The organism is Pelagimonas sp. KU-00592-HH, assembly GCF_040369695.1.
Lineage (GTDB): Bacteria > Pseudomonadota > Alphaproteobacteria > Rhodobacterales > Rhodobacteraceae > Shimia.
Window position 1 is genome coordinate 813,084 of sequence record NZ_BAABWM010000002.1, and the last position, 20,849, is coordinate 833,932.

Consider the following 20,849-nt stretch of genomic DNA (forward strand, 5'->3'; position numbering starts at 1 on the left):
AAAGAGACCAGAACGCGCGCTATCACCGGCCTCTTTCCGGCCAAACCAAAAGGAATGACCGATGGACGCCAAGAAGATTTCCGAACAGATTTCCGTGTCCCCGCAGATCACCGCCGCCGATGTAAAGACCATCGCCGCGCAAGGGTTCCGTTCGATCATCTGCAACCGCCCCGACGGTGAAGGCCCCGACCAGCCCTCCTTTGACGAGATCGAAGCCGAAGCCGTAAAGGCCGGTCTCACCTGCCGTCACATGCCGGTCATCTCTGGCAAGGTCACTGATGAAAGCGCGGCTGAATTTGGTACCGCCCTGATGGAGCTTCCCGGCCCGGTTTTCGCCTATTGCCGCACCGGTACACGCTCGGCAACGCTCTGGTCACTGGCGCAGGCCGCCACTATGAAGCCCGCCGAAATCCTCGAGGCAACGCAGGCCGCCGGCTACGATATGGCCGGCGTGGTGCGCCGCATCGTGAACGGCGGCAAAACCCCGACCGACACCGCAGACGCCGCCTTTGACGTGGTGATCGTCGGTGGCGGTGCGGCCGGTATCGCCGTGGCCGCCTCGCTGACATCGCGCAAGCCGGGCCTCGACATCGCGGTCATTGATCCGGCCGGCACCCACTACTACCAGCCCGGCTGGACAATGGTCGGCGGCGGCATTTTCGATGCCGAAACCACCGCCAAGACCATGGGCAGCCTGATCCCCAAAGGCGTGCATTGGATCAAGTCCGCCGTTGCCGCGTTCGAGCCGAAAGACGACGCCGTCGTCCTCGATGGCTGTCGCGTGGTGAAATACAATCGCCTGATTGTCTGCCCCGGCCTCAAGCTGAACTGGCATGGCGTCGAGGGCCTTGTCGAAACCCTCGGCAAGAACGGCGTCACCTCGAACTATCGCTATGACCTCGCGCCCTACACTTGGGAGCTGGTCAAGGGCCTGAAAGAGGGCCGCGCCCTCTTTACCCAGCCGCCGATGCCGATCAAATGCGCCGGCGCCCCGCAAAAGGCGCTCTATCTCTCGGCCAACAACTGGGAACGCATGGGCACCCTGCCGCAGATCGACATCGAATTCATGAATGCCAACCCCACCCTGTTCGGCATCAAGGATTATGTCCCGGCGCTGATGGACTACATCCAGCGCTACAATGCAAAGCTGAACTTTCATCACAACCTGATCGCCGTGGATGGCGCGGCCAAAACCGCCACCTTCGAAGTCACCGCACCGGACACCGAAACCACGACGATCACCCGCGAATTCGACATGATGCACGTCTGCCCGCCGCAGATCGCACCCGACTTTATCCGCGTCTCGCCGCTGGCCGACGCGGCAGGCTGGGTCGACGTGGATCAATCCACCCTGCGCCACAAGGAATTCGATAACATCTGGTCGCTGGGCGACGTGATGAACGCCCCGAATGCCAAAACCGCCGCTGCGGCCCGCGTGCAGGCCCCCATCGTGGCGGAAAACGTGGTCGACGACATCGCCGGAAAATCCCCAACCGCGATTTACAACGGCTACGGCTCCTGCCCGCTCACCGTTGAACGCGGCAAGATCGTTCTGGCGGAATTCGGCTATGGCGGCACCCTGCTGCCGACCCTGCCAAAGTGGCTGATCAATGGCGAACGCCCCTCGGCACTGGCCTGGATTCTCAAGGAACAGATCCTGCCGCCGGTCTACTGGAAGGCCATGCTGCGCGGCAAGGAATGGCTTGCCAAGCCCGAGAAAGTCTCGGCCAAATAACCTCTCAAGCCTCGGACCCGTCAAAGGCTCCGGGGCTTTTTTCGCTCTAGCCCAGCCAGTCCTTCCGCGTCACCGCATCCCGCAGAGCACGCAGGTCACTGGCAAGCTGCTCCATCCCGATCGGACCACCCAGACAGACCCGCACCGCCTCTTGCGGCGCGCCCGCAACGGTAAAGGCATCGCTCGGCATGATACCGATCTGACGCCCCGCCATCCGCACCATGATCTCGGCCCGGCTTGTGCCTTCGGGCAGCGCCAGCCACAGGTTGAACGCTTCCGGCGCACCCAGCACATCACAGCCCGCCAGCACCTTGGCCGCCAGCGCCTGCCGCTCCCGCGCCGCGCCACGGACGAAAGCCTGCACCGCCTCTGCCGTGCCATCCTCGATCCAGCGCCCCATCAGCGCCAGCGACATCGGCGAGGCCATCACGTGCATCGCCCGCAAACTCTGTGAAAACGCCCCCATCATCTCGGGCTTCGGCACCCGCACATAGGCCAGCCGCAATCCCGCCCCGAAACACTTGGACACCCCCGCCACATGCCAGCCCAGCCCCGGCACCCGGTCCGAGATCGGCCGCGGCGCATCGGACGCCACAAAGACATAGGCATCATCCTCGATCAGCGGCATGTCATGCTCCCGCAGCACCGCCGCAATCGCCTCGCGCCGCCCCTCCGGCACCGTCCGCGTCGTCGGGTTCTGCAAGGTCGGGTTCAGGTAGACCGCCACCGGCCACTGGCTGGTGATGGCTTCCTCAAGCGCCTCGGGCACCATGCCGTCCTCGTCACAGGCCACCCCGATCAACCGCAGCCCCAGCCGCGCCGCAATCGCGCGCAATCCCGGATAGGTCACGTCCTCGCACAAGACCGCCATCCCCGGCTCGCCCAGCACCGAAAGGATCGCATGGATCGCCGCATGAGCACCCGGGGTAATCGCCAGATCCGCCGCCTCCGCCGCAATCCCGTTGGCCGCCAGCCATCCGGCCGCAACCTCCCGATCCGCCACGCTTCCGGTCACCGATTGGTACCGCAGCACCGGCAACAGATTGGCCGCCACATGCGCCAACCCGCCCTGCATCCGCGCCACAAGCTCCGGATCATCCGGCTCCGGCGGCATGTTCATCATCGGATCTTCTTCCGCAGCCCGTTTCGGATCCGGCCCCTCGGTCGGTTCCTCAAGCGCCTTCACGAACGACCCACGCCCGACAAAACTCTCGATATAGCCGCGCCGCACCGCCTCGGCATAGCCGCGCGACACGGTCGAGAAATCCACCCCAAGCCTCTGGGCAACCGCCCTTTGCGGCGGCAACCGGTCCCCCGGCGCCAACAGTCCACGCATCACATCCGCATGGATTGCTTCGGCAATCTCGATATAGCGGGGCTTGTCCGTGTCCCCCAGGACAGGATTCCAATCCTTCACGACCCGTCTCCTTGACGTTATTCAGCCATCACATCTGTCGCGCGCCCCGTGCATAGCGATACAATATGAAACATTCAAGGTAAATTGATCGATATTGATTGCAATCAATTTAGAATCGCCCTAAGCCGAACCAAACTTCGGAGCATGACACATGACCCAGGACACCCTCGCCGAAACACAGGATCGCCCCCTGAAACCCGCCATCGTGAAAGGTCTGCGCCTGCGCTGCCCGAACTGCGGCGAAGGCAAACTCCTGCACTCCTACCTCAAGGTGAACACGGAATGCAGCGAATGCGGACAGGATCTCAGCCACCAGCGCGCCGATGACGGCCCCGCTTACCTGACCATCCTGATCGTCGGTCACATCCTGGGCTTTGCCCTGCACATCCTCTATGTGCACTTCCGCCCTGATCCCTGGACACTCGCGCTCACCCTGTCGGTGATTACGGTATCTGCGTCCCTGTTCATGCTGCCACGCATGAAGGGCCTCGTGGTTGCCTACCAATGGGCCAAGCGGATGCACGGGTTCTGAACCCTCAAGAAAAACGGGCGCCCCAACCGGGACGCCCGCAATCGCTGACACGCGGCCCTCCTCAGCCGGCGATCAGATCGACTTCGCTGTCGCGGATCATGCCCGCCTTGCGCAGAATACCGGTAAGCTTCTTGGCCGCTTCCAGTTCACCCATGTCAGAGGCCGCATGAAACTGGTCCAGGCAGTACTCTTCCAACATCGATTGCGTCACACGAATTTCCGAAGCCGCAGGCACCATGCCATCAAACAGGACTTCCGGTGCTTTCGGCGCAGGCATCTTGTCCGCTAACGAGGCTGCCGTCTCCTCATCGACAAAAACATCGCCTTCGATACCGGCAAACGCCCGGATCTTCTCGATGCGCTCGTCACTGCAATCCAGCAACGCCGCCATCGCAGGCACCTTGCCCATCGGAACCGTCTTGCCCAGATAGTCATAGGGCGCACAATCCGACCGTTTCAGCACCCGGTTCATCACCGGATCGATCACGGTCACGATATCGCTGATACCCGAATTCTGGGCGTACTCCAGCGATCCTGCCATCAACTCGCAGGTGGCATAACTTACCGAGTTACGACACTTACCACGCCCCAAAAGCTCTGTGTCCACGCAGAACCGGGTCGATTCCCAGATCGTCGGACTGCGCAACGGCGGCTGGCCGTCGAGAATTGAGGAAAACACATCGGACAGCATATGCGGCCCCGTGGTCTGAAGCGCACGAACACAGGACACAACACGCCCCTCTTCGTTCACGCCAATAACATACGCGGGGTTCAAAGCATCAAACTGATCAACCTCTTTACCATCTACGACTTCTACTTCCCAACCGAGACGCCCGCCAAAAACACGCGCTCGGAGTTCAAACATCTGGTCCAGGAGGCCGCGATAGCGGTCCCGGTTCATACCGTCGACTACGATGATCATGATTCTTCTCCGCTGCACTTACACGCTGCGGGGAATGTGAACTTTTCAGTTCAGAACCTCTATTGGGGAAATCCCGTAGTGGGTATCACAGTGGGTAGATCAGCCCGAGCCCGATTGCGCGCCCGACGGCCTGAGATGTTGTCAAAGCACCAAGTTTACTACGACTCGACCGCAGGTGAACTTCCACGGTCCGGCTCGAAATCGACAGGATATCCGCCACATCCTGCTGGGTCTTGCCCGCGGCCGTCCATTGCAGGATTTCGACTTCTCTCTCAGAAAGCGCCGGGTGCGTCAACTTCTGAGTAAGCGCATGCGACTGAACGACCGTGTCATGCAAATGCACCGCTGCATTCTGCAAATCGCCAATGATCTGCTTTTTCAAAAGCGCCCATTCCGCATCCGAACACTTGCGCGTCACACTGAACAGCCCGACATCGCCGAACGGTCCGCGCACCGGGATCGTCAGCCCCTGATCGGCAATGCCGAAATCATGGGCCGCGCGAAAAATCGTATTGAAGGTATCCTCGCCCCGCAGGCGCTGCCAATCCACAGGCGCGATGCTCTTGCTTGCGGCAATCAATGCGGGGTCGCGGTTTTGAAACCCCTCGTCCACGTACACCTTCTGCCATTCGTCAGGATAGTTCACGAAGCCATGCACCGATCCGGCAATGGGATTCATGCCCGCATATGCCGCATAGTCCAGCTCATGCGTTTCGCACACCTCGTCCAGAAAGGAACGCAGGTTGTTTCCCTGAAACGGAAGTTTGCTCAGATCGACAACGGACAAGTAACGCCTCTTCGCTCGCCCGTCTTCGGGTCTTCCTAGTGCAGTTGGGTAGGCGTCCCCCTGCCGTCAAGCTTGGACTCTACCAAGAAGTCAAATAACGCACTTCTGTGGGGTTTTGAAAGCGCATTATAGTGATCTACGATTTCACGCGCCTCTCTGTTCAGAAATTCGGGGCATGTGCCCGCCACACCGCGGCTTTCCTGTTTACTCGCAAAGAAGGTTTCGATCGCCACGCCGAGGATGTCGGCAATTTTGAACAGCTGCGTTACCGAGGCGCGAATCCTGCCTGCTTCCAGATCGGCCACGTGCTTTTCCGCCACGCCCAGCTGCATCGCCAGACCCATTCTCGACAGGCCGCGCTTTGCCCGCAGCGAGGCAATGCTCTGCCCCAGAAATTCGTCAATCAAACTCACACCTGAAATCCTCGCTAAATTCGCGGGCCCTACATGAATCACTTGCCTCAGCAAATCAAGCACCCAATGACCCTAATTGGCGTCAAATCCCGATTTCGCCCCCTCGCTTACGTTGGGTTAACCACGCACTGTCCGTTAACTAGGCAAATCCGGATTTCACCACCTCCGCAATACCGACGTAATACCGACGCAATACAGACCCGCGTACCAACATGCCTGCAAAGCCTTAATCCGCTGATTTTCATCTCGCGGCCTACCCTCTTCACAAATTCTCAGTTTTGAATATATAAGACACTACACAGCTGATGGAGCCCGGACCCGATGTCCCCTATTGCCCGCTACTTCCCGATCCTCCAGTGGTCAAAAGAGTATAATAAAGAAGCACTTACATCCGATCTCGTCGCGGCTGTAATTGTGACCATCATGCTGATTCCGCAGTCTCTGGCCTACGCGCTGCTCGCTGGCCTGCCGGCAGAAATGGGCCTCTATGCCTCGATCCTGCCCCTCGTCGCCTATGCGATCTTCGGCACCTCCCGCGCCCTCGCCGTCGGCCCCGTCGCCGTCATTTCCCTCATGACCGCCGCCGCCGTCGGCAACCTCGCCTTGCAGGGCACGGCTGAATATGCCGCGGCAGCCATTGCACTGGCGTTCATCTCGGGCCTGATGCTTACCGTTATGGGATTGTTTCGATTGGGTTTTCTGGCGAACTTCCTGTCTCATCCGGTGATCGCCGGCTTCATTACGGCGTCGGGTGTTTTGATCGCCACGTCACAGCTGAAACACATCTTGGGCGTCGATGCGCGCGGGCACAATCTGATCGACTTGATCGGTTCTCTGATCGCCCACCTACCGGAAACCAATCTTGCGACGCTGGCCATCGGCACAACGGCCACCGCCTTTTTGTTCTGGGTCCGCAAGGGCCTGAAACCCGCTCTTATGTCTCTTGGCCTTAAGGCGCGACTGGCCGACATCCTAGCCAAGGCAGGCCCCGTCGCCGCAGTGGCCGCAACCACGCTTGTCGCCTGGGGGTTCAACCTTTCCGACGCAGGGGTGCGCATCGTGGGCGACGTCCCCAAGGGCCTTCCCCCTTTCGCCCTGCCCAGCTTTTCCGCCGACATCTGGTCCTCCCTCTTTGTTTCGGCACTGCTGATCTCGATCATCGGCTTCGTTGAATCCGTTTCGGTCGCACAGACACTTGCCGCCAAGAAACGCCAACGCATCGTTCCAAATCAGGAATTGATCGGCCTTGGCACCTCGAACATTGCCGCTGCGATTTCAGGGGGTTACCCGGTAACAGGCGGGTTTGCGCGATCCGTTGTGAATTTCGATGCCGGCGCCGAGACGCCAGCCGCAGGAGCATTCACCGCCATCGGTATTGCCCTGGCGGCCCTGCTCCTTACCCCCCTGCTGTTCTTCCTGCCCAAGGCCACTCTGGCCGCGACCATCATCGTGGCGGTGCTGAGCCTCGTCGATTTTTCGATCCTTCCCAAAACCTGGAACTACTCGAAGGTCGATTTCATGGCGGTGGCCGCCACCATCTTCCTTACCCTCGGCTTTGGTGTCGAAGTCGGGGTCTCCGCAGGGGTTCTCTTGTCGCTGGGCCTCTTCCTCTACAAGACATCCCGCCCCCACGTGGCCGAAGTCGGCCTTGTTCCCGGCACCCAACACTTCCGAAACATCCTGCGCCACAAGGTCGAAACGCACCCGAGCATCGTGACGCTGCGGATCGACGAGAGCCTCTACTTTGCCAACGCACGGTTCCTTGAGGATTATCTTTACGATCGCGTGGTATGTGATGAACCGATCAAAAATGTCGTGCTGATGTGCTCGGCCGTGAACGAAATCGACATGAGCGCTTTGGAGAGTTTGGAGGAGATAAACCGACGTCTCGATGAGATGGGGATTTCCCTGCATCTCTCCGAGGTAAAAGGCCCGGTCATGGACCGCCTGCAACGCAGCCACTTTCTGGAAGACCTCACCGGTCGTGTGTACCTTTCACAATACGATGCGATGAAGGCCCTGACCCCAAAGACATCCCCGGCCAGCGCCGCATAGTCGTCTATTCTACAGGGGCGCCGGTGCGGGAACGGCAGGGCCCGAAAAGCGCAGTCACGACAAGGATCACACCGGAAACCGTGGCAATCATACCCGCCGCGCTGACCGCGTTGTTCGCACCAAACCACATCGGCCCGAAGCCCGCCAAAACGTACCCCAGAACGGCCGAAACCAGGGCAAAGACAACACTCCACACAATCTGCACTTCAAGGCGATTGGTCATCAAACGCGCGGCCGCTGGCGGGCAGATGAACATCGCGATCACGATGATCGAGCCGACCGCATCAAACGCCGCCACCGCTGCAATCGCGGCCACGATCACAAGGGCAAATCCGATCACCCCTGTGCGCACACCAAGCGTGCGGGCGAACCCTTCGTCAAAGGTCGAGAGCTTGAGCGGTCGCCACATGATCCAGGTGAAAGCCACCACCCCGATAAGGGTCAATGCGATCCTGATCAGTTCGTCCGGCAACCCCGCCAGTGCAACAGGATCCCAGAGGCTTTCCCACCCCACGGCATCCAGCCAGATCAGGCTTTCGAGATTGCCATAAAGCGCGTGTTCCACATCAAGGTGCACAGACGACGTGTCCGATTGTTCAAGCAACAACACGCCACCGGCGAACATGGAGGTGAAGGTCACACCCATTGCCGCCCCGGGTTCGATCTTGCCCAGACGCCGGATTGCCTCAATCAAGGCCACGGCCACAACCGAGGCCCCCGCAGCGCCGAACATCATGGGCCACGCGGCCACCGTTCCCGTAATCAGGAACGCCACGACAATACCCGGCAAAACTACATGTGAAATCGCATCACCGATCAACGCCTGACGCCGCAACACAAGGAAGTTGCCGGGCAATGCGCAGGCCACCGCGGCAAACATCCCGATCAACAAGGGCGTCAGAGACAGGGGGACAAACTCGGCTCCACTCATGCTGGAACTCCCATTGGTCCACCGATCCGGCGGTCAATTTCCTCGATCTGATCCGTGGTGAGCACCGTTTCGATCTCGCGCAACCCGTCGTACAAGGCGGCCGCGCTCTCAAAGGCCTGATCCGCCCGAACCAATTCCCAGCGTTTTTCGTCGCGCAGCGCCTTGGCCGCGCGGGCCCGCCCCTCTTCGGTCGCCACACCATCCGCCCGCGCAAGACCCGCGCGCTCCAACAGACGAAGTGTCAGCTTTTCATAGATCGGCTGCCCCTGTGCCAGCGCCAGCAAACCCTGCCGCATATGAACCCGCCTCTGAAAACTCAGGTGCCGCAGCAAGGCAGCCAACACGCCGCGGTTCGGGGCCAGAAGCAGGGAGAGAACGAACATCCCAAAGCTCGTGAGAACAATAATCGGACCGGTTGGCAGATGCGGGATGGCCGCCGAAAGCGCGGCCCCGACATAGCCGGAAACGCCCCCAACGATGCCGGAGATCAATGTCACCCTGTCGGTGCGATCGGTCCAGAAACGCGCAGTCACAGGCGGGATGATCAGCATTGCCACGATCAGGATCAGCCCCACGATCTTGAGACCAACAACCGTCACCGCCATGGCCAGCGCCATGATCGCAAGGTCGATGCGTGACACGTTGATGCCGCTCGCTGCCGCAAACTCGGGATCAAAGGACACCAGCGCCATCGAGCGACGCAGCAACAGGACAACGGCCAGCGTCAACGCCCCACCGGCCGCGATCACCACGGCGTCGTTCCACAACATGCCGGCGGTAGACCCGAGGAGGAACCCTTCCAATCCGGCTTGCCGCCCAACAGACATGGTCTGGATCACGGTCAGGATGACGATGCCAAACCCAAAGAACACCGACAGAACGGCGCCAATCGCGGCGTCTTCGGCAAGGCGGGTGCGCCGGGTGAGCCAGCTTACCCCCAACAGGCCGATCCATGCGGACACGGCCGAGCCGAACAGCAACCCCGGCAGGCTACGGCCATCGCCGCCCAGCAAAACCATGACAATAAAGGCAAGGCCGACCCCCGGCAGGGTTGCGTGGCTGATGGCGTCGCTCACAAGGGCCCGCTTGCGCAGGAACAGAAATGTGCCAGTCACTCCGGCAGCGACACCCAGAAAACAGGCACCAATTGCCACCAGAGTGGCGTTGTAGCCCATCTGTAGAAACAGCGCGTCCCAGAGCATGATCAGCCTGCGGCGAGGTCGAGTTGATCTACATGCGCGGTGGCCAGACGGCCGCCATACGTCTTGTCGAGGTTCTCTGCGGTAAAGGCCTCTGCCACCGAGCCTTCGGCAATTCTGCGGGTGTTGATCATGAACACGCGATCGAAATACTCGCTCACGGTTGAAAGGTCATGATGCACGGCCACAACGGTTTTTCCCTCGGCCTTGAGCCCTTTCAGAACATCAATGATCGCCTTTTCAGTCGCGGCATCCACCCCGGCAAAGGGCTCGTCCAGGAGGTAGAGATCGGCCCCCTGTGCAAGCGCACGCGCAAGGAACACGCGCTGTTGCTGTCCACCAGACAGCTGACCGATCTGGCGGTTGGCAAAATCCGCCATACCGACGCGATCCAGACAGGCCCGCGCCTTGTCCACGTGATGCTGGCGCACGCGACGCAGCAAACCAAGTTCGCGGTGCAAACCCATCAATACGACGTCGATAACACGGGTCGGAAAATCCCAGTCAACGCTCGCCCGCTGGGGCACATAGGCAATGCGATTGCGCTGGCCTTTCAGAGGCTTTCCAAAAACCATCACCCGTCCGGAAAGCGGTTTCACGATGCCCAGAGCGGCCTTGAGCAAGGTGGATTTACCCGCGCCGTTCGGACCGATGATCGCTGTCATGGAGCCTTCCGAAACGGTCATGTCCACTGAGAAAACCACCGGCTTTTGACCATAAGACACCGTCATGCCACGTACGGCAAACGGGCTTGCTTCGACCTGGTCGAGATTGGGGGCAACGCCCTGATTGGCTGCAAGTTCGAGTGTCATCGTCTACCTAACCCGCTTCAAAACCCTGCCGACAACTTGCCGGCCATGCCACGCGCCGGGGCTTCGCCGCCCAACGCCTGCGCAATAACGGTAGCGTTGTGATCGATCATGCCAAGGTAGGTGCCTTCATATGTGCCCTCCCGGCCCATCGCATCCGAAAACAACTCGCCACCGATGATCACTTCATGGCCACGTGCAGCAGCGCCCTCGGTCAGCGCGCGAATACTGCGATCCGAAACCGAGCTTTCGACAAAAACCGCACCGATGTTGCGCTCGACAAGGATATCGACCAACGCGCCGATCCGGTTGAGCCCGGCTTCGGATTGGGTCGAGATGCCTTGAATACCCATGACCTCGAACCCGAAATCGCGACCGAAATAGCTAAAGGCGTCATGCGCCGTTACCAGCACGCGGGATTCCTGCGGAACGGTCGCGATCACACGCTCGGCATAGGCCTGCAAGTCACCCAGTTCCTTCTGGAATGCAGCGGCATTCGCATGGAAGGCGTCCTTCATATCCGGACGTACGTCGCTCAGCACATCACGGACCTGATCAACGACTCCCGTCCAGAGATCGGGCACCATCCAAACGTGAGGATCGAACTTGCCATCATAGTCCGGGTGGCTGCGGAGTTTGGCGCGATCAAGGCCATCCGTGACGGCATAGACAGTGCCACGCTTTTCGAGCTTGTGAAGAAACTCTTCCATCTGCGCTTCGAGATACAGACCGTGCCACAGCACGACATCCGCGCGCGTCATGGCAACGATATCTGAACGGGTCTGACGATAGGAATGGGGATCCACGCCGGGGCCCATCAAGCTCTGCACCTCGACCAGATCGCCACCCACCTGCCGCGCGGCGTCGGCAATCATGCCAGTCGTCGCAACAACCGTCAGCTTTTCGAGCGCAAACGCAGGGCTGGCAAGGGTCACTGCCCCTGCTGCGCTGGCTGCCAGAAATCCACGGCGAGAGAATCGCATCGTCGGTCCTTCCTTGTTCTGACAATGAATATGAGAGCCATTCGCAACAAAGTCAACGCAATTGAGAATTATTCTCAAATAACTTTTGACCAAATGGGCAAAATTTATGCAACGGGCGTCGCGGCAATCTTGCCAAGGCTGCGGCAGCATGACACGGTGGGGTCTGATCTGAACAGGGATGAGACATGCACACCCCGACAGCCACCTCCATGGAACACCAGTTGCCTCAAGCGGTTGAACCCCGCAATCCGGGCATGGAACTCGATCTTGACTGGGTCCGCCGCGCGCAGGCCAACACCTCGGCGATCGAACGCCGGGCCAAAACGCTGCCCGGTCGCCGCTCTGTCAAGAAAGACTACCAGGCCGCATGGCTATGCCGCGCCATTAGCTGCATCGATCTGACGACCTTGTCTGGCGATGACACCGAAGGCCGCGTTCAGCGCCTCTGCGCCAAGGCTAAACAGCCCGTCCGCGAAGACATCCTTGATGCGCTTGGCATGCGGGGTCTGACCACCGGAGCGATCTGTGTCTACCACGACATGATCCCGACCGCGGTGACCGCTCTGCAAGACTCCGGCATTCCCGTCGCCGCTGTGTCCACGGGCTTTCCTGCGGGCCTGTCGCCATTCCACCTTCGGGTGGCCGAGATCGGAGAAAGCGTAAAGGCAGGCGCCGAGGAAATCGACATCGTCATTACCCGCCGCCATGTTCTGCAAGGAAACTGGCAGGCACTCTATGACGAGATGAAAGCCTTCCGCGAAGCCTGTGGAGATGCACACGTCAAGGCGATCCTTGCCACCGGAGAACTTGGCACCCTGCGCAACGTCGCGCGGGCCTCCCTTGTCTGTATGATGGCCGGTGCCGATTTCATCAAGACATCCACCGGCAAGGAAAGCGTGAACGCCACCCTGCCCGTGTCGCTGGTGATGATCCGCGCGATCCGCGACTACTATGACCGGACCGGCTTCCGTGTCGGCTACAAACCTGCTGGCGGTATTTCCAAGGCCAAGGACGCGATCACCTATCTGTCTCTGATGAAAGACGAACTCGGCGACCGCTGGCTCCAACCCGACCTGTTCCGCTTTGGGGCCTCGTCGCTGCTCGGCGACATCGAACGCCAGCTGGAACACCACGTCACCGGTGCCTATTCCGCCGGATATCGCCACGCAATGGCCTGACAGGACACAGACAATGACCGTAAAAGAGATCTTTGACAGCATGGACTATGGCCCTGCCCCCGAAAGCGCCGGAGATGCACTCGCGTGGATTGTCGATCAGGGGGCCAAGTTCGGCCACTTCATCAACGGCAGCTTCACCAAAGCCACGGACGATTTCCAAAGCCGCAACCCGGCGAATGGCGAAACCTTGGCAACGCTTTCCCAAGCCTCGCAGGAGGACGTGAACGCCGCCGTTACGGCCGCACGCAAGGCGCAGGCAAAATGGGAGAAACTCGGCGGGCATGGCCGGGCAAAGTACCTCTATGCCATTTCCCGCCTCCTGCAAAAACACGCCCGCCTTTTCGCGGTGCTCGAAACCCTCGACAACGGAAAGCCGATCCGCGAAAGCCGTGACATCGACATTCCGCTGGCGCAGCGGCATTTCTATTATCACGCAGGCATGGCACAGCTGATGGACAGCGAACTGCCAGACCGCGTCGCCCTTGGTGTCTGCGGCCAGATCATTCCCTGGAACTTCCCGCTTCTGATGCTGGCATGGAAAATCGCGCCAGCGCTTGCGATGGGCAACACAGTGGTACTGAAACCCGCCGAATACACCTCGCTGACGGCCCTGCTATTTGCCGACATCTGCCGCCAGGCCGGCCTGCCGGATGGTGTTGTCAACATCGTGACGGGCGATGGTGCCGTGGGCGAGATGATCACCGCCCACGAAGACATCAACAAGATCGCCTTTACCGGCTCGACCGACGTGGGCCGCAAGATCCGCGAAGCGACCGCCGGAAGCGGCAAGTCCCTGACGCTCGAACTGGGCGGAAAATCCCCCTACGTCGTGTTCGACGATGCGGATATCGACAGCGCAATCGAAGGTCTTGTCGATGCAATCTGGTTCAATCAGGGTCAGGTATGCTGCGCCGGTTCGCGCCTCTTGGTGCAGGAAGGCATCGCTGAAAAGTTCCACAGCAAGCTCAAGGCGCGCATGGACGGGTTGCGCCTTGGAAACCCGCTGGACAAGTGCATCGACGTGGGCGCGGTGGTCGATCCGGTCCAGCTGCAAACCATCACGGACATGGTCAACACCAATAGCGAAGGCGAAACCTACCATGCGGCCGTCGAGATGCCAGTCGAAGGCTGTTTCTATCCCCCGACCCTGATCACCGGGCTCGCGCCTTCGTCGACTCTGATGCAAGAGGAAATCTTTGGCCCCGTACTGGTGTCGACAACCTTCCGGACCCCGGACGAAGCCGTCGCCCTGGCCAATAACACGCGTTACGGGCTGGCCGCGTCCCTCTGGACGGAGAACGTGAACCTTGCACTCGACATCGCGCCCAAACTCGTGGCCGGCGTCGTCTGGGTGAACGCGACCAACCTGTTCGACGCTGCCGCAGGGTTTGGCGGCAAACGCGAGAGTGGGTTCGGGCGCGAAGGCGGCTGGGAAGGGCTGGCGGCCTATACCAAACCCCGAAAGGCCACCAAAGCGCTTGCCCCCATCGCGGGCTTCAAGGGCGACAAGGGGCCATCCGACCCGCTGGATCGTACTCCGAAACTCTATATCGGCGGCAAACAGGCACGTCCTGACGGCGGCTATTCACGACCAATCTACGGCAAGTCCGGAAACCTGCTTGGCCAGGCGCCCATCGCCAATCGCAAAGACATTCGCAACGCGGTGGAAGCCGCACAGGCGGCCAAGGGCTGGGCCGGTACGACGGGCCACCTGCGGGCACAGATCCTCTACTACATCGCGGAAAACCTCTCGGCCCGCGCCGAAGAATTCGCGTCGCGTGTCAATGCCCTGACCAACGCACGCAATGGCGCGCGGGAAGTCGAGGCGTCAATCCAGCGCCTGTTTTCGGCTGCGGCCTGGGCCGACAAATACGACGGTCAGGTTCACAATGTTCCGATCCGCGGTGTGGCCCTCGCGATGCGCGAACCCACCGGCGTGATCGGTGCCCTATGCCCGGACGATGCACCATTGCTGGGGCTGGTTTCGGTGATGGCGCCGGCAATCGCGATGGGTAACCGCGTGATCCTTGCAGCATCAGAGCCCTTCCCGCTGGCCGCCACGGATTTCTACCAAGTGCTTGATACCTCTGATGTGCCTGCGGGCGTCGTCAACATCCTAACCGGCCCCCATTCGGAACTCGCTTCGACGTTTGCAAGCCATCTGGACGTCGATGCGGTCTGGTCCTTCTCGTCCACCAACCTGTCCGCCGAGATCGAGCGCGGCAGCGCAGGTAACCTCAAACGAACATGGGTCAATAACGGACAGACACTGGACTGGTTCGAAGACAACTCCCGGGCCCTTCTGGAGGCCAGCACCGAGATCAAGAACATCTGGGTGCCCTACGGCGAATAAACAAAAAGGCGCTCCAACTGGAGCGCCTTTTCTTTCCAGATACCTGTAACCTCAGACGCCTTCCGGCTTACCCACGATCACGAAATGCAGGTCTTCCGGCCTCAGCAACTCTGACGCCACGCGATTGACATCTTCCAGGGTCACGGCGTTCACCTTGTCATTGCGGGTTGCGATGTAGTCGATCGGCAGATCGTCCATCTGCATTCCCACCATGATCCGCGCAATCGACTCATTGCCGTCAAAACGCAGCGGATACGCGCCGGTCAGCAACGCTTTGGCCTTGGCAAGCTCTTCCTCGGTCACGCCGTCCTTGGCGATATGGGCCCATTCTGACCGGATTACGTCTACCGCTTCGGCGATGCGGTCATTGGCTGAAGACACCGAACCGATGTAGAGCGCCGCATGGTCTTTGGGAGCGAGATAGGAATAGACCCCATAGGTCAGGCCGCGTTTCACACGAACTTCTTCCATCAGGCGACTTTCAAACCCTCCGCCTCCCAGAATGACATTCAGGACATAGGCGGCGAAGAAATCATCATCGTGACGGTCAATGCCTTCATGACCGAACAGCGCCACCGATTGGGGGGTGTCGAACTCAACGACAGTTGTCCCACCTTCCAGCATCAACTCTGCCTGAACCGGCATTTTGGCACCCTCTGCGGGCAGTTCGCCCAGAAGATCGTCAAGCAGAAACCCAAGTTCCTCGGCGGTGATATCGCCGACCGCCGAAACAAACAAACGATCACGCGCCATGGCCCCATCATGTGCAGCAATGATATCTTCCCGCGTTAACGCGGCAACGCTTTCCTGGGTGCCTGCGTATTGCGATCCATAGGGATGTTCACCAAAGGCCAGAGCGTCAAACGACCGACTTGCGATTTCGTCGGGGTCTTTTTCGCTTGATCGGATGGACGCCAGAACCTGAGCACGCACCCGTTCAACCGCCTGAGGATCAAAGCGCGGCTCAATAATGGACGACCGCAGCAGTTGAACAGCGGCGTCGCGGTTCTCTGTCAGGAAACGCGCGGATACCGACAGGGTATCGTCGCCGACATCATAGCTGAACTGCGCAGCAAGCGCTTCGGCGGCCTCGGCAAAGCCCTGACTGTCAAGATCGCCCGCCCCTTCTTCCAGAAGGCCGACCATCAGGTTCGTCGCCCCTCGCTTGCCCGGAGCATCGAGAGAGGCCCCGCCCTTGAAGCGCACTTCCAGAGCAACAAACGGGATCGACGGCTCTTCCACCAACCATGCCTTGATTCCGCCTGGCGAGGTAACTTCTTTGATTTCCACGCCCGCCTGAACCGGCAGCGCGAAGACGATCACAAGGATTGCAGATAGGAAACGGATCATTGGCTCACCTCCACGTTTTCAGGCGCTTTCAGCCAACCAGTGACCGAAGTTTTGCGATTGAACACCTGCTTGGCAGCGGAAATTATGTCGTCTTCCGTCACGGCTTGCAGAATGTCTGGCCATGCCTGCACATCCGAGATCGTTAGACCGGACGTCAACGCCGCACCATAGCGATTGGCCAAGCTATCGACGCTGTCGCGCGCATAGATCTGCGAGGCCCGCAGCTGCATCTTGATCCGCTCAAGGTGGTCCCGATCCACACCCTCTTCGAGGAACTCTGCAATTGCCGCGTCCATGGCATCTTCTGCGTCCTGAAGGCTGACGCCCTGGGAGGGAACGATGGTCAGATCGAAGGTCGTATCATCCAGGGATGTCCCGCGATACCAAGCGCCGGTATAGACCGCGACCTGTTGTTCAAACTGCAACTTTTCCGTCAGGACTGATGTGGTTCCCCCGCCAAGAACTTCGGCGAGGATCGTCAGGGCCGCAGCGGTTTCTTGGTTTCCGGGGTCCCGTTCAGGCGCAAGGTAGGACCGTGTCACATAAGGCTGGGCCACGCGCGGGTCTTCGAACACCATCCGACGAGCAGAGGTTTGCGGCGGCTCTTGCGAACGCGCGCGCGGCTCAAGCTCGGGATTGGGCGGGATTTTTCCATAGTAGGTGTTTGCCAATTCCAGAACCTCGCTAGGCTGGACATCGCCCGCGACAACAAGCACGGCATTGTTCGGCGCATAGTACGTCTCGTAGAACGACAGCGCATCCTCAAGCGACAGGTTTACCATTTCGTGCCGCCAGCCGATGATCGGCACGCCATACCGATGGTTCAGGTACTGCGCGGCATTGAGCTGCTCGCGCATCAGTGCCCCCGGGCTGTTCTCGGTACGCTGGTTCCGCTCTTCGATGATGACATCCCGCTCGGTCAGGATTTCAGCCTCACCAAGCTGAAGATTGACCATGCGATCGCTTTCCATCTGCATCATCAACTCGAGCCGGTCAGCCGCCACGCGTTGAAAGTAGGCCGTGTAATCATAACTCGTGAAGGCGTTGTCGCGACCGCCGTTTGCTGCCACCGTGGCCGAGAACTCTCCCGGCTCAAGGGTCTTTGTACCCTTGAAAAGCAGGTGTTCGAGAAAGTGAGCAATTCCGGATGATCCGGCAGGCTCGTCCGCTGATCCTGCACGATACCAGACCATGTGCGTCACCACGGGTGCGCGGTGGTCTTCGATGACAACCACCTGCATACCGTTGTCGAGGACAAAGTCAGTTACGGTGTCTTCAGCTTTCAGAGGCGCGGCCGCCAATACAATCGCACCGGCCAAAGCGAACAAACGCTTCATCAGAGTTCTCCCCGAAAATTTCACACGTCACAAATAATAGTTACGCCCGTAACCGGGCGCTTCAAGGGTCAAGCCAGCAGTGTAACGAAAACGTTTAGTTCTTGGGAGGAGCAGCAGGTGTCTGAGCGCCTCCAGAACGCCAACGCCGTTGTTCGCGATATTGATCCAAGTGTTGTTCGTCGTAGATCTGATTGTAGCGATCTGAAGCAATGATGCGGATATTAGAAAAACGACCGCGTCGCTTGCGAAACTCTTCATCTTCGGCAGCAGTAACTGTTCGGATATCAGCTTGGCGTCCCTTACGAGCGGCATAGGTTACCATCGCCGCGTCTGAGCTTGCAACATTTGTACCACGGACAGCCGAACGTTTGCCTCCCAACGCCGCAACCGCATCCCCTGCGGGATCAACATCTGTCAGATTTTCACCGCCAGGTGTAGGCTCCGGGAGTTCCGCATAATTGGCAGGAGCAGAAAGCGGTTTGGCGGGCACGATGCGAAACTCGTCCGGCCCTTCGCCGTTCGAGCTCAGGATGCGGATACCTTTGTCACTCCCGGTACACCCGGCAACCGCAAGGGCCAAACCGAAAATCACAACCTGCGACAATCGCATGAGTCTACTCCTCTAACCTTGCCCGCTTTTATCCGATTGCTTCGGCGGCGTCACCTAGGCTTTTTTCGAGCCACCAAAAAATGCCAAGCCAATAGCGCCAGCAAAGATCCAGACATCGGCGAGATTAAAGGCAAAGGGGTTTTGAATGCCGCAACAGGACATGTTCAGGAAATCGGCGACCGCGCCATAGATCAGGCGATCAATCACGTTTCCGATGGCCCCACCGATCAACAATCCAGCAGCAAACAGCCCGATTTGTCCCGGTGGGTCACGTCGCACCCAGAACAGCACAAAACCAACAATCACCACCGCAATTGCGATCAGAGCCCAGCGGGCGGCGTCAGATCCGTTGGAAAACAGGCCAAAGTTCACACCTTCGTTCCACGCCATCGCAAAGCGCAGGAACGGCGGGAAGACATCCATCCTGCCCACTTCGATCAAGTTCAAGTAGTGAACTACGAAGTACTTGCTGGCCTGATCGGTCAGAAATGCCCAAAAACCGGCCCAGAACACCAGACGCATGGATCGCCCCTTCTGCCTTTCTGCGTTTGTTTTATGTTTCAGGGCCTTGCCTGAAGTCTCCGCCCCAGCGCGCGCAGATCGCACCGGAGCGGAGAAACCATGTCTTAGTGACGGAAGTGGCGCATGCCCGTGAAGACCATCGCGATACCAGCCTCATCTGCAGCCTTGATGACTTCTTCGTCACGCATGGAGCCACCGGGTTGAATGACGCACTTGCCACCCGCCGCGGCGGCTTCGAGCAGTCCATCAGGGAACGGGAAGAACGCATCCGACGCAACGGCGCAGCCCTTTGTCGGCACTTCGTCCAGACCAATTTCGGCGGCCATACGCTCGGCTTTGGCCGCCGCGACATTGGCACTGTCGAGGCGCGACATCTGACCGGCACCAACGCCGACAGTCGCACCGTCCTTGACGTAGACAATCGCATTCGACTTCACGTGTTTCGCCACTTTCCAGGCAAACAAGAGATCGGCCATTTCTTGCTCAGTCGGCGCTTTCTTGGTCACGACTTTCAGATCTTCCAGGCCGACATAGCCCACGTCCTTGTCCTGAACCAGCATGCCGCCGGCCACCTGTTTGTAGGCAACGATCGGCTCGCAGGTATTCGGCAGGCCCTCGGTCAGCAGCAGGCGAAGGTTCTTCTTGGCGGCAAAGATTTCCTTGGCTTCTTCAGATGCACCGGGTGCAATCACGACCTCGGTAAAGATCTCGACGATCTTGGTGGCTGTCTCGGCGTCCAGTGGCTGGTTCAGGGCAACAATACCGCCAAAGGCCGAGGTGCGGTCGCAGTCGAATGCCTTCTGATACGCGTCGACAAGGCTTTCACCCACCGCAACGCCACAGGGGTTCGCGTGTTTGATGATCGCACAGGCCGGGCCGTTGGCCGGATCGAACTCTGCCACCAGCTCATAGGCCGCGTCGGTGTCGTTGATGTTGTTATAGCTCAGCTCTTTGCCCTGAAGCTGAACTGCGGTCGCTACACCCGGACGGTTCGAACCATCGGTATAGAAGGCGGCCTTTTGGTGGCTGTTTTCGCCGTAACGAAGGGTCTGTTTCAACTCACCGGCAAAGGCACGGCGCTTGGGTGCTTCCAGCTCGAGCTGACCCGCCATCCAGTTCGATACAGCCGAGTCATATGCGGCGGTGCGGGCATAGGCCTTCTGCGCCAGCTTCTTGCGGAACTTCGGACAGGTCGCACCGCCGTGCTGGTCCATGTCGCCCAACAGCTTCTCGTAGTCTTCCACGTCCACGATCACGTTGACGAAGGCCGCGTTCTTGGCGGCGGCTCGGATCATTGCAGGACCACCAATGTCGATGTTCTCGATGCAGGTGTCATAATCCGCACCCGCGGCAACGGTCGCCTCAAAGGGGTAGAGGTTCACCACCAGAAGGTCGATGCCGCCGATGCCATGCTCATCCATCGCCGCAACGTGTTCGTCGTTGTCGCGCAGCGCCAAGAGACCACCGTGCACTTTGGGGTGCAGCGTTTTCACGCGTCCATCCATCATCTCGGGGAACCCGGTCACTTCCGAAACGTCTTTTACGTCCAGACCTGCATCGCGCATTGCCTTGGCGCTGCCACCGGTCGAGAGCAGTTCGACGCCACGCTCGGAAAGCGCGGTGCCCAGCTCGATCAGTCCGGTCTTGTCGGAAACGGAAATCAGTGCGCGGCGGATGGGTGTCAGATCGGTCATATCGTATAGGGGTCCCGTAGGG

Annotated in this window: 18 protein-coding genes; 5 read left to right on the forward strand and 13 right to left on the reverse strand. The window is 59.7% G+C overall.

Going from position 1 to position 20,849, the window contains the following annotated elements; all coding sequences use genetic code 11:
- The first annotated feature begins 61 nt into the window (after window positions 1–61).
- Window positions 62–1,735: a bifunctional protein tyrosine phosphatase family protein/NAD(P)/FAD-dependent oxidoreductase gene (locus ABWV42_RS11090; protein WP_353340153.1), complete on the forward strand. Its 1,674-nt coding sequence runs from the start codon at window positions 62–64 to the stop codon at window positions 1,733–1,735.
- 46 nt (window positions 1,736–1,781) lie between these two features.
- On the opposite strand, the gene ABWV42_RS11095 is transcribed toward ABWV42_RS11090, so the two are convergent.
- The gene (locus tag ABWV42_RS11095; RefSeq protein ID WP_353340154.1) at window positions 1,782–3,152 is read right to left on the reverse strand and encodes an aminotransferase-like domain-containing protein; all 1,371 of its coding nucleotides are present in this window, start codon (window positions 3,150–3,152) and stop codon (window positions 1,782–1,784) included.
- Window positions 3,153–3,303: 151 nt separating this feature from the next.
- Here ABWV42_RS11095 and ABWV42_RS11100 point away from each other — a divergent pair, with 151 nt between their 5' ends.
- A complete protein-coding gene (locus ABWV42_RS11100) occupies window positions 3,304–3,684 on the forward strand; it encodes a DUF983 domain-containing protein (protein WP_353340155.1) in 381 nt (126 codons plus the stop codon).
- Between the two features lie 61 nt (window positions 3,685–3,745).
- On the opposite strand, the gene ABWV42_RS11105 is transcribed toward ABWV42_RS11100, so the two are convergent.
- From ABWV42_RS11105 to ABWV42_RS11115, 3 genes are all read right to left on the reverse strand, one after another.
- Window positions 3,746–4,606, reverse strand: coding sequence for an acyl-homoserine-lactone synthase (locus ABWV42_RS11105; protein WP_353340156.1), 861 nt, complete (start codon window positions 4,604–4,606; stop codon window positions 3,746–3,748).
- An 85-nt stretch (window positions 4,607–4,691) separates the two neighbouring features.
- On the reverse strand, window positions 4,692–5,393 hold the full coding sequence (locus tag ABWV42_RS11110) for an autoinducer binding domain-containing protein (protein WP_353340157.1): 702 nt from the start codon (window positions 5,391–5,393) through the stop codon (window positions 4,692–4,694).
- Window positions 5,394–5,428: 35 nt separating this feature from the next.
- Window positions 5,429–5,806 (reverse strand): helix-turn-helix domain-containing protein, encoded by a 378-nt coding sequence (locus ABWV42_RS11115; RefSeq protein WP_353340158.1) that lies wholly within the window; start codon window positions 5,804–5,806, stop codon window positions 5,429–5,431.
- Window positions 5,807–6,127: 321 nt separating this feature from the next.
- Between ABWV42_RS11115 and ABWV42_RS11120 the strand changes: the two genes are divergently transcribed.
- A complete protein-coding gene (locus ABWV42_RS11120) occupies window positions 6,128–7,861 on the forward strand; it encodes a SulP family inorganic anion transporter (protein WP_353340159.1) in 1,734 nt (577 codons plus the stop codon).
- A gap of 4 nt (window positions 7,862–7,865) precedes the next feature.
- Here the strand turns inward: ABWV42_RS11120 and ABWV42_RS11125 are convergent, their stop codons facing one another.
- The 4 genes from ABWV42_RS11125 to ABWV42_RS11140 are packed head-to-tail and all read right to left on the reverse strand — an operon-like array spanning window position 7,866 to window position 11,783.
- Entirely contained in the window at window positions 7,866–8,792 is a 927-nt protein-coding gene (locus ABWV42_RS11125; protein ID WP_353340160.1) for a metal ABC transporter permease, read from the reverse strand.
- Window positions 8,789–9,994, reverse strand: a complete 1,206-nt coding sequence (locus ABWV42_RS11130) for a metal ABC transporter permease (protein WP_353340161.1) — start codon at window positions 9,992–9,994, stop codon at window positions 8,789–8,791. The genes ABWV42_RS11125 and ABWV42_RS11130 overlap by 4 nt, the downstream gene beginning before the upstream one ends.
- 2 nt (window positions 9,995–9,996) lie before the next feature.
- Window positions 9,997–10,803, reverse strand: a complete 807-nt coding sequence (locus tag ABWV42_RS11135; protein WP_353340162.1) for a metal ABC transporter ATP-binding protein — start codon at window positions 10,801–10,803, stop codon at window positions 9,997–9,999.
- Between the two features lie 17 nt (window positions 10,804–10,820).
- A complete protein-coding gene (locus ABWV42_RS11140; protein WP_353340163.1) occupies window positions 10,821–11,783 on the reverse strand; it encodes a metal ABC transporter solute-binding protein, Zn/Mn family in 963 nt (320 codons plus the stop codon).
- A 185-nt stretch (window positions 11,784–11,968) separates the two neighbouring features.
- On the opposite strand from ABWV42_RS11140, the gene deoC reads away from it, so the two are divergent.
- On the forward strand, window positions 11,969–12,961 hold the full coding sequence (deoC, locus tag ABWV42_RS11145) for a deoxyribose-phosphate aldolase (protein ID WP_353340164.1): 993 nt from the start codon (window positions 11,969–11,971) through the stop codon (window positions 12,959–12,961).
- 13 nt (window positions 12,962–12,974) lie between these two features.
- Entirely contained in the window at window positions 12,975–15,314 is a 2,340-nt protein-coding gene (locus tag ABWV42_RS11150) for an aldehyde dehydrogenase family protein (RefSeq protein WP_353340165.1), read from the forward strand.
- A gap of 51 nt (window positions 15,315–15,365) precedes the next feature.
- Here ABWV42_RS11150 and ABWV42_RS11155 read toward each other — a convergent pair whose 3' ends face one another.
- The 5 genes from ABWV42_RS11155 to purH all read right to left on the reverse strand — a co-directional run bounded on the left by ABWV42_RS11155 (window position 15,366) and on the right by purH (window position 20,827).
- The gene (locus ABWV42_RS11155; RefSeq protein ID WP_353340166.1) at window positions 15,366–16,664 is read right to left on the reverse strand and encodes a M16 family metallopeptidase; all 1,299 of its coding nucleotides are present in this window, start codon (window positions 16,662–16,664) and stop codon (window positions 15,366–15,368) included.
- Entirely contained in the window at window positions 16,661–18,001 is a 1,341-nt protein-coding gene (locus tag ABWV42_RS11160) for a M16 family metallopeptidase (protein WP_353340167.1), read from the reverse strand. Before ABWV42_RS11160 ends, ABWV42_RS11155 begins: the two co-directional genes overlap by 4 nt.
- A gap of 94 nt (window positions 18,002–18,095) precedes the next feature.
- On the reverse strand, window positions 18,096–18,611 hold the full coding sequence (locus ABWV42_RS11165) for a DUF3035 domain-containing protein (protein WP_353340168.1): 516 nt from the start codon (window positions 18,609–18,611) through the stop codon (window positions 18,096–18,098).
- Window positions 18,612–18,665: 54 nt separating this feature from the next.
- Window positions 18,666–19,133, reverse strand: coding sequence for a signal peptidase II (gene lspA, locus ABWV42_RS11170; protein ID WP_353340169.1), 468 nt, complete (start codon window positions 19,131–19,133; stop codon window positions 18,666–18,668).
- Window positions 19,134–19,237: 104 nt separating this feature from the next.
- The gene (gene purH, locus ABWV42_RS11175; protein ID WP_353340170.1) at window positions 19,238–20,827 is read right to left on the reverse strand and encodes a bifunctional phosphoribosylaminoimidazolecarboxamide formyltransferase/IMP cyclohydrolase; all 1,590 of its coding nucleotides are present in this window, start codon (window positions 20,825–20,827) and stop codon (window positions 19,238–19,240) included.
- Window positions 20,828–20,849: the final 22 nt, after the last annotated feature.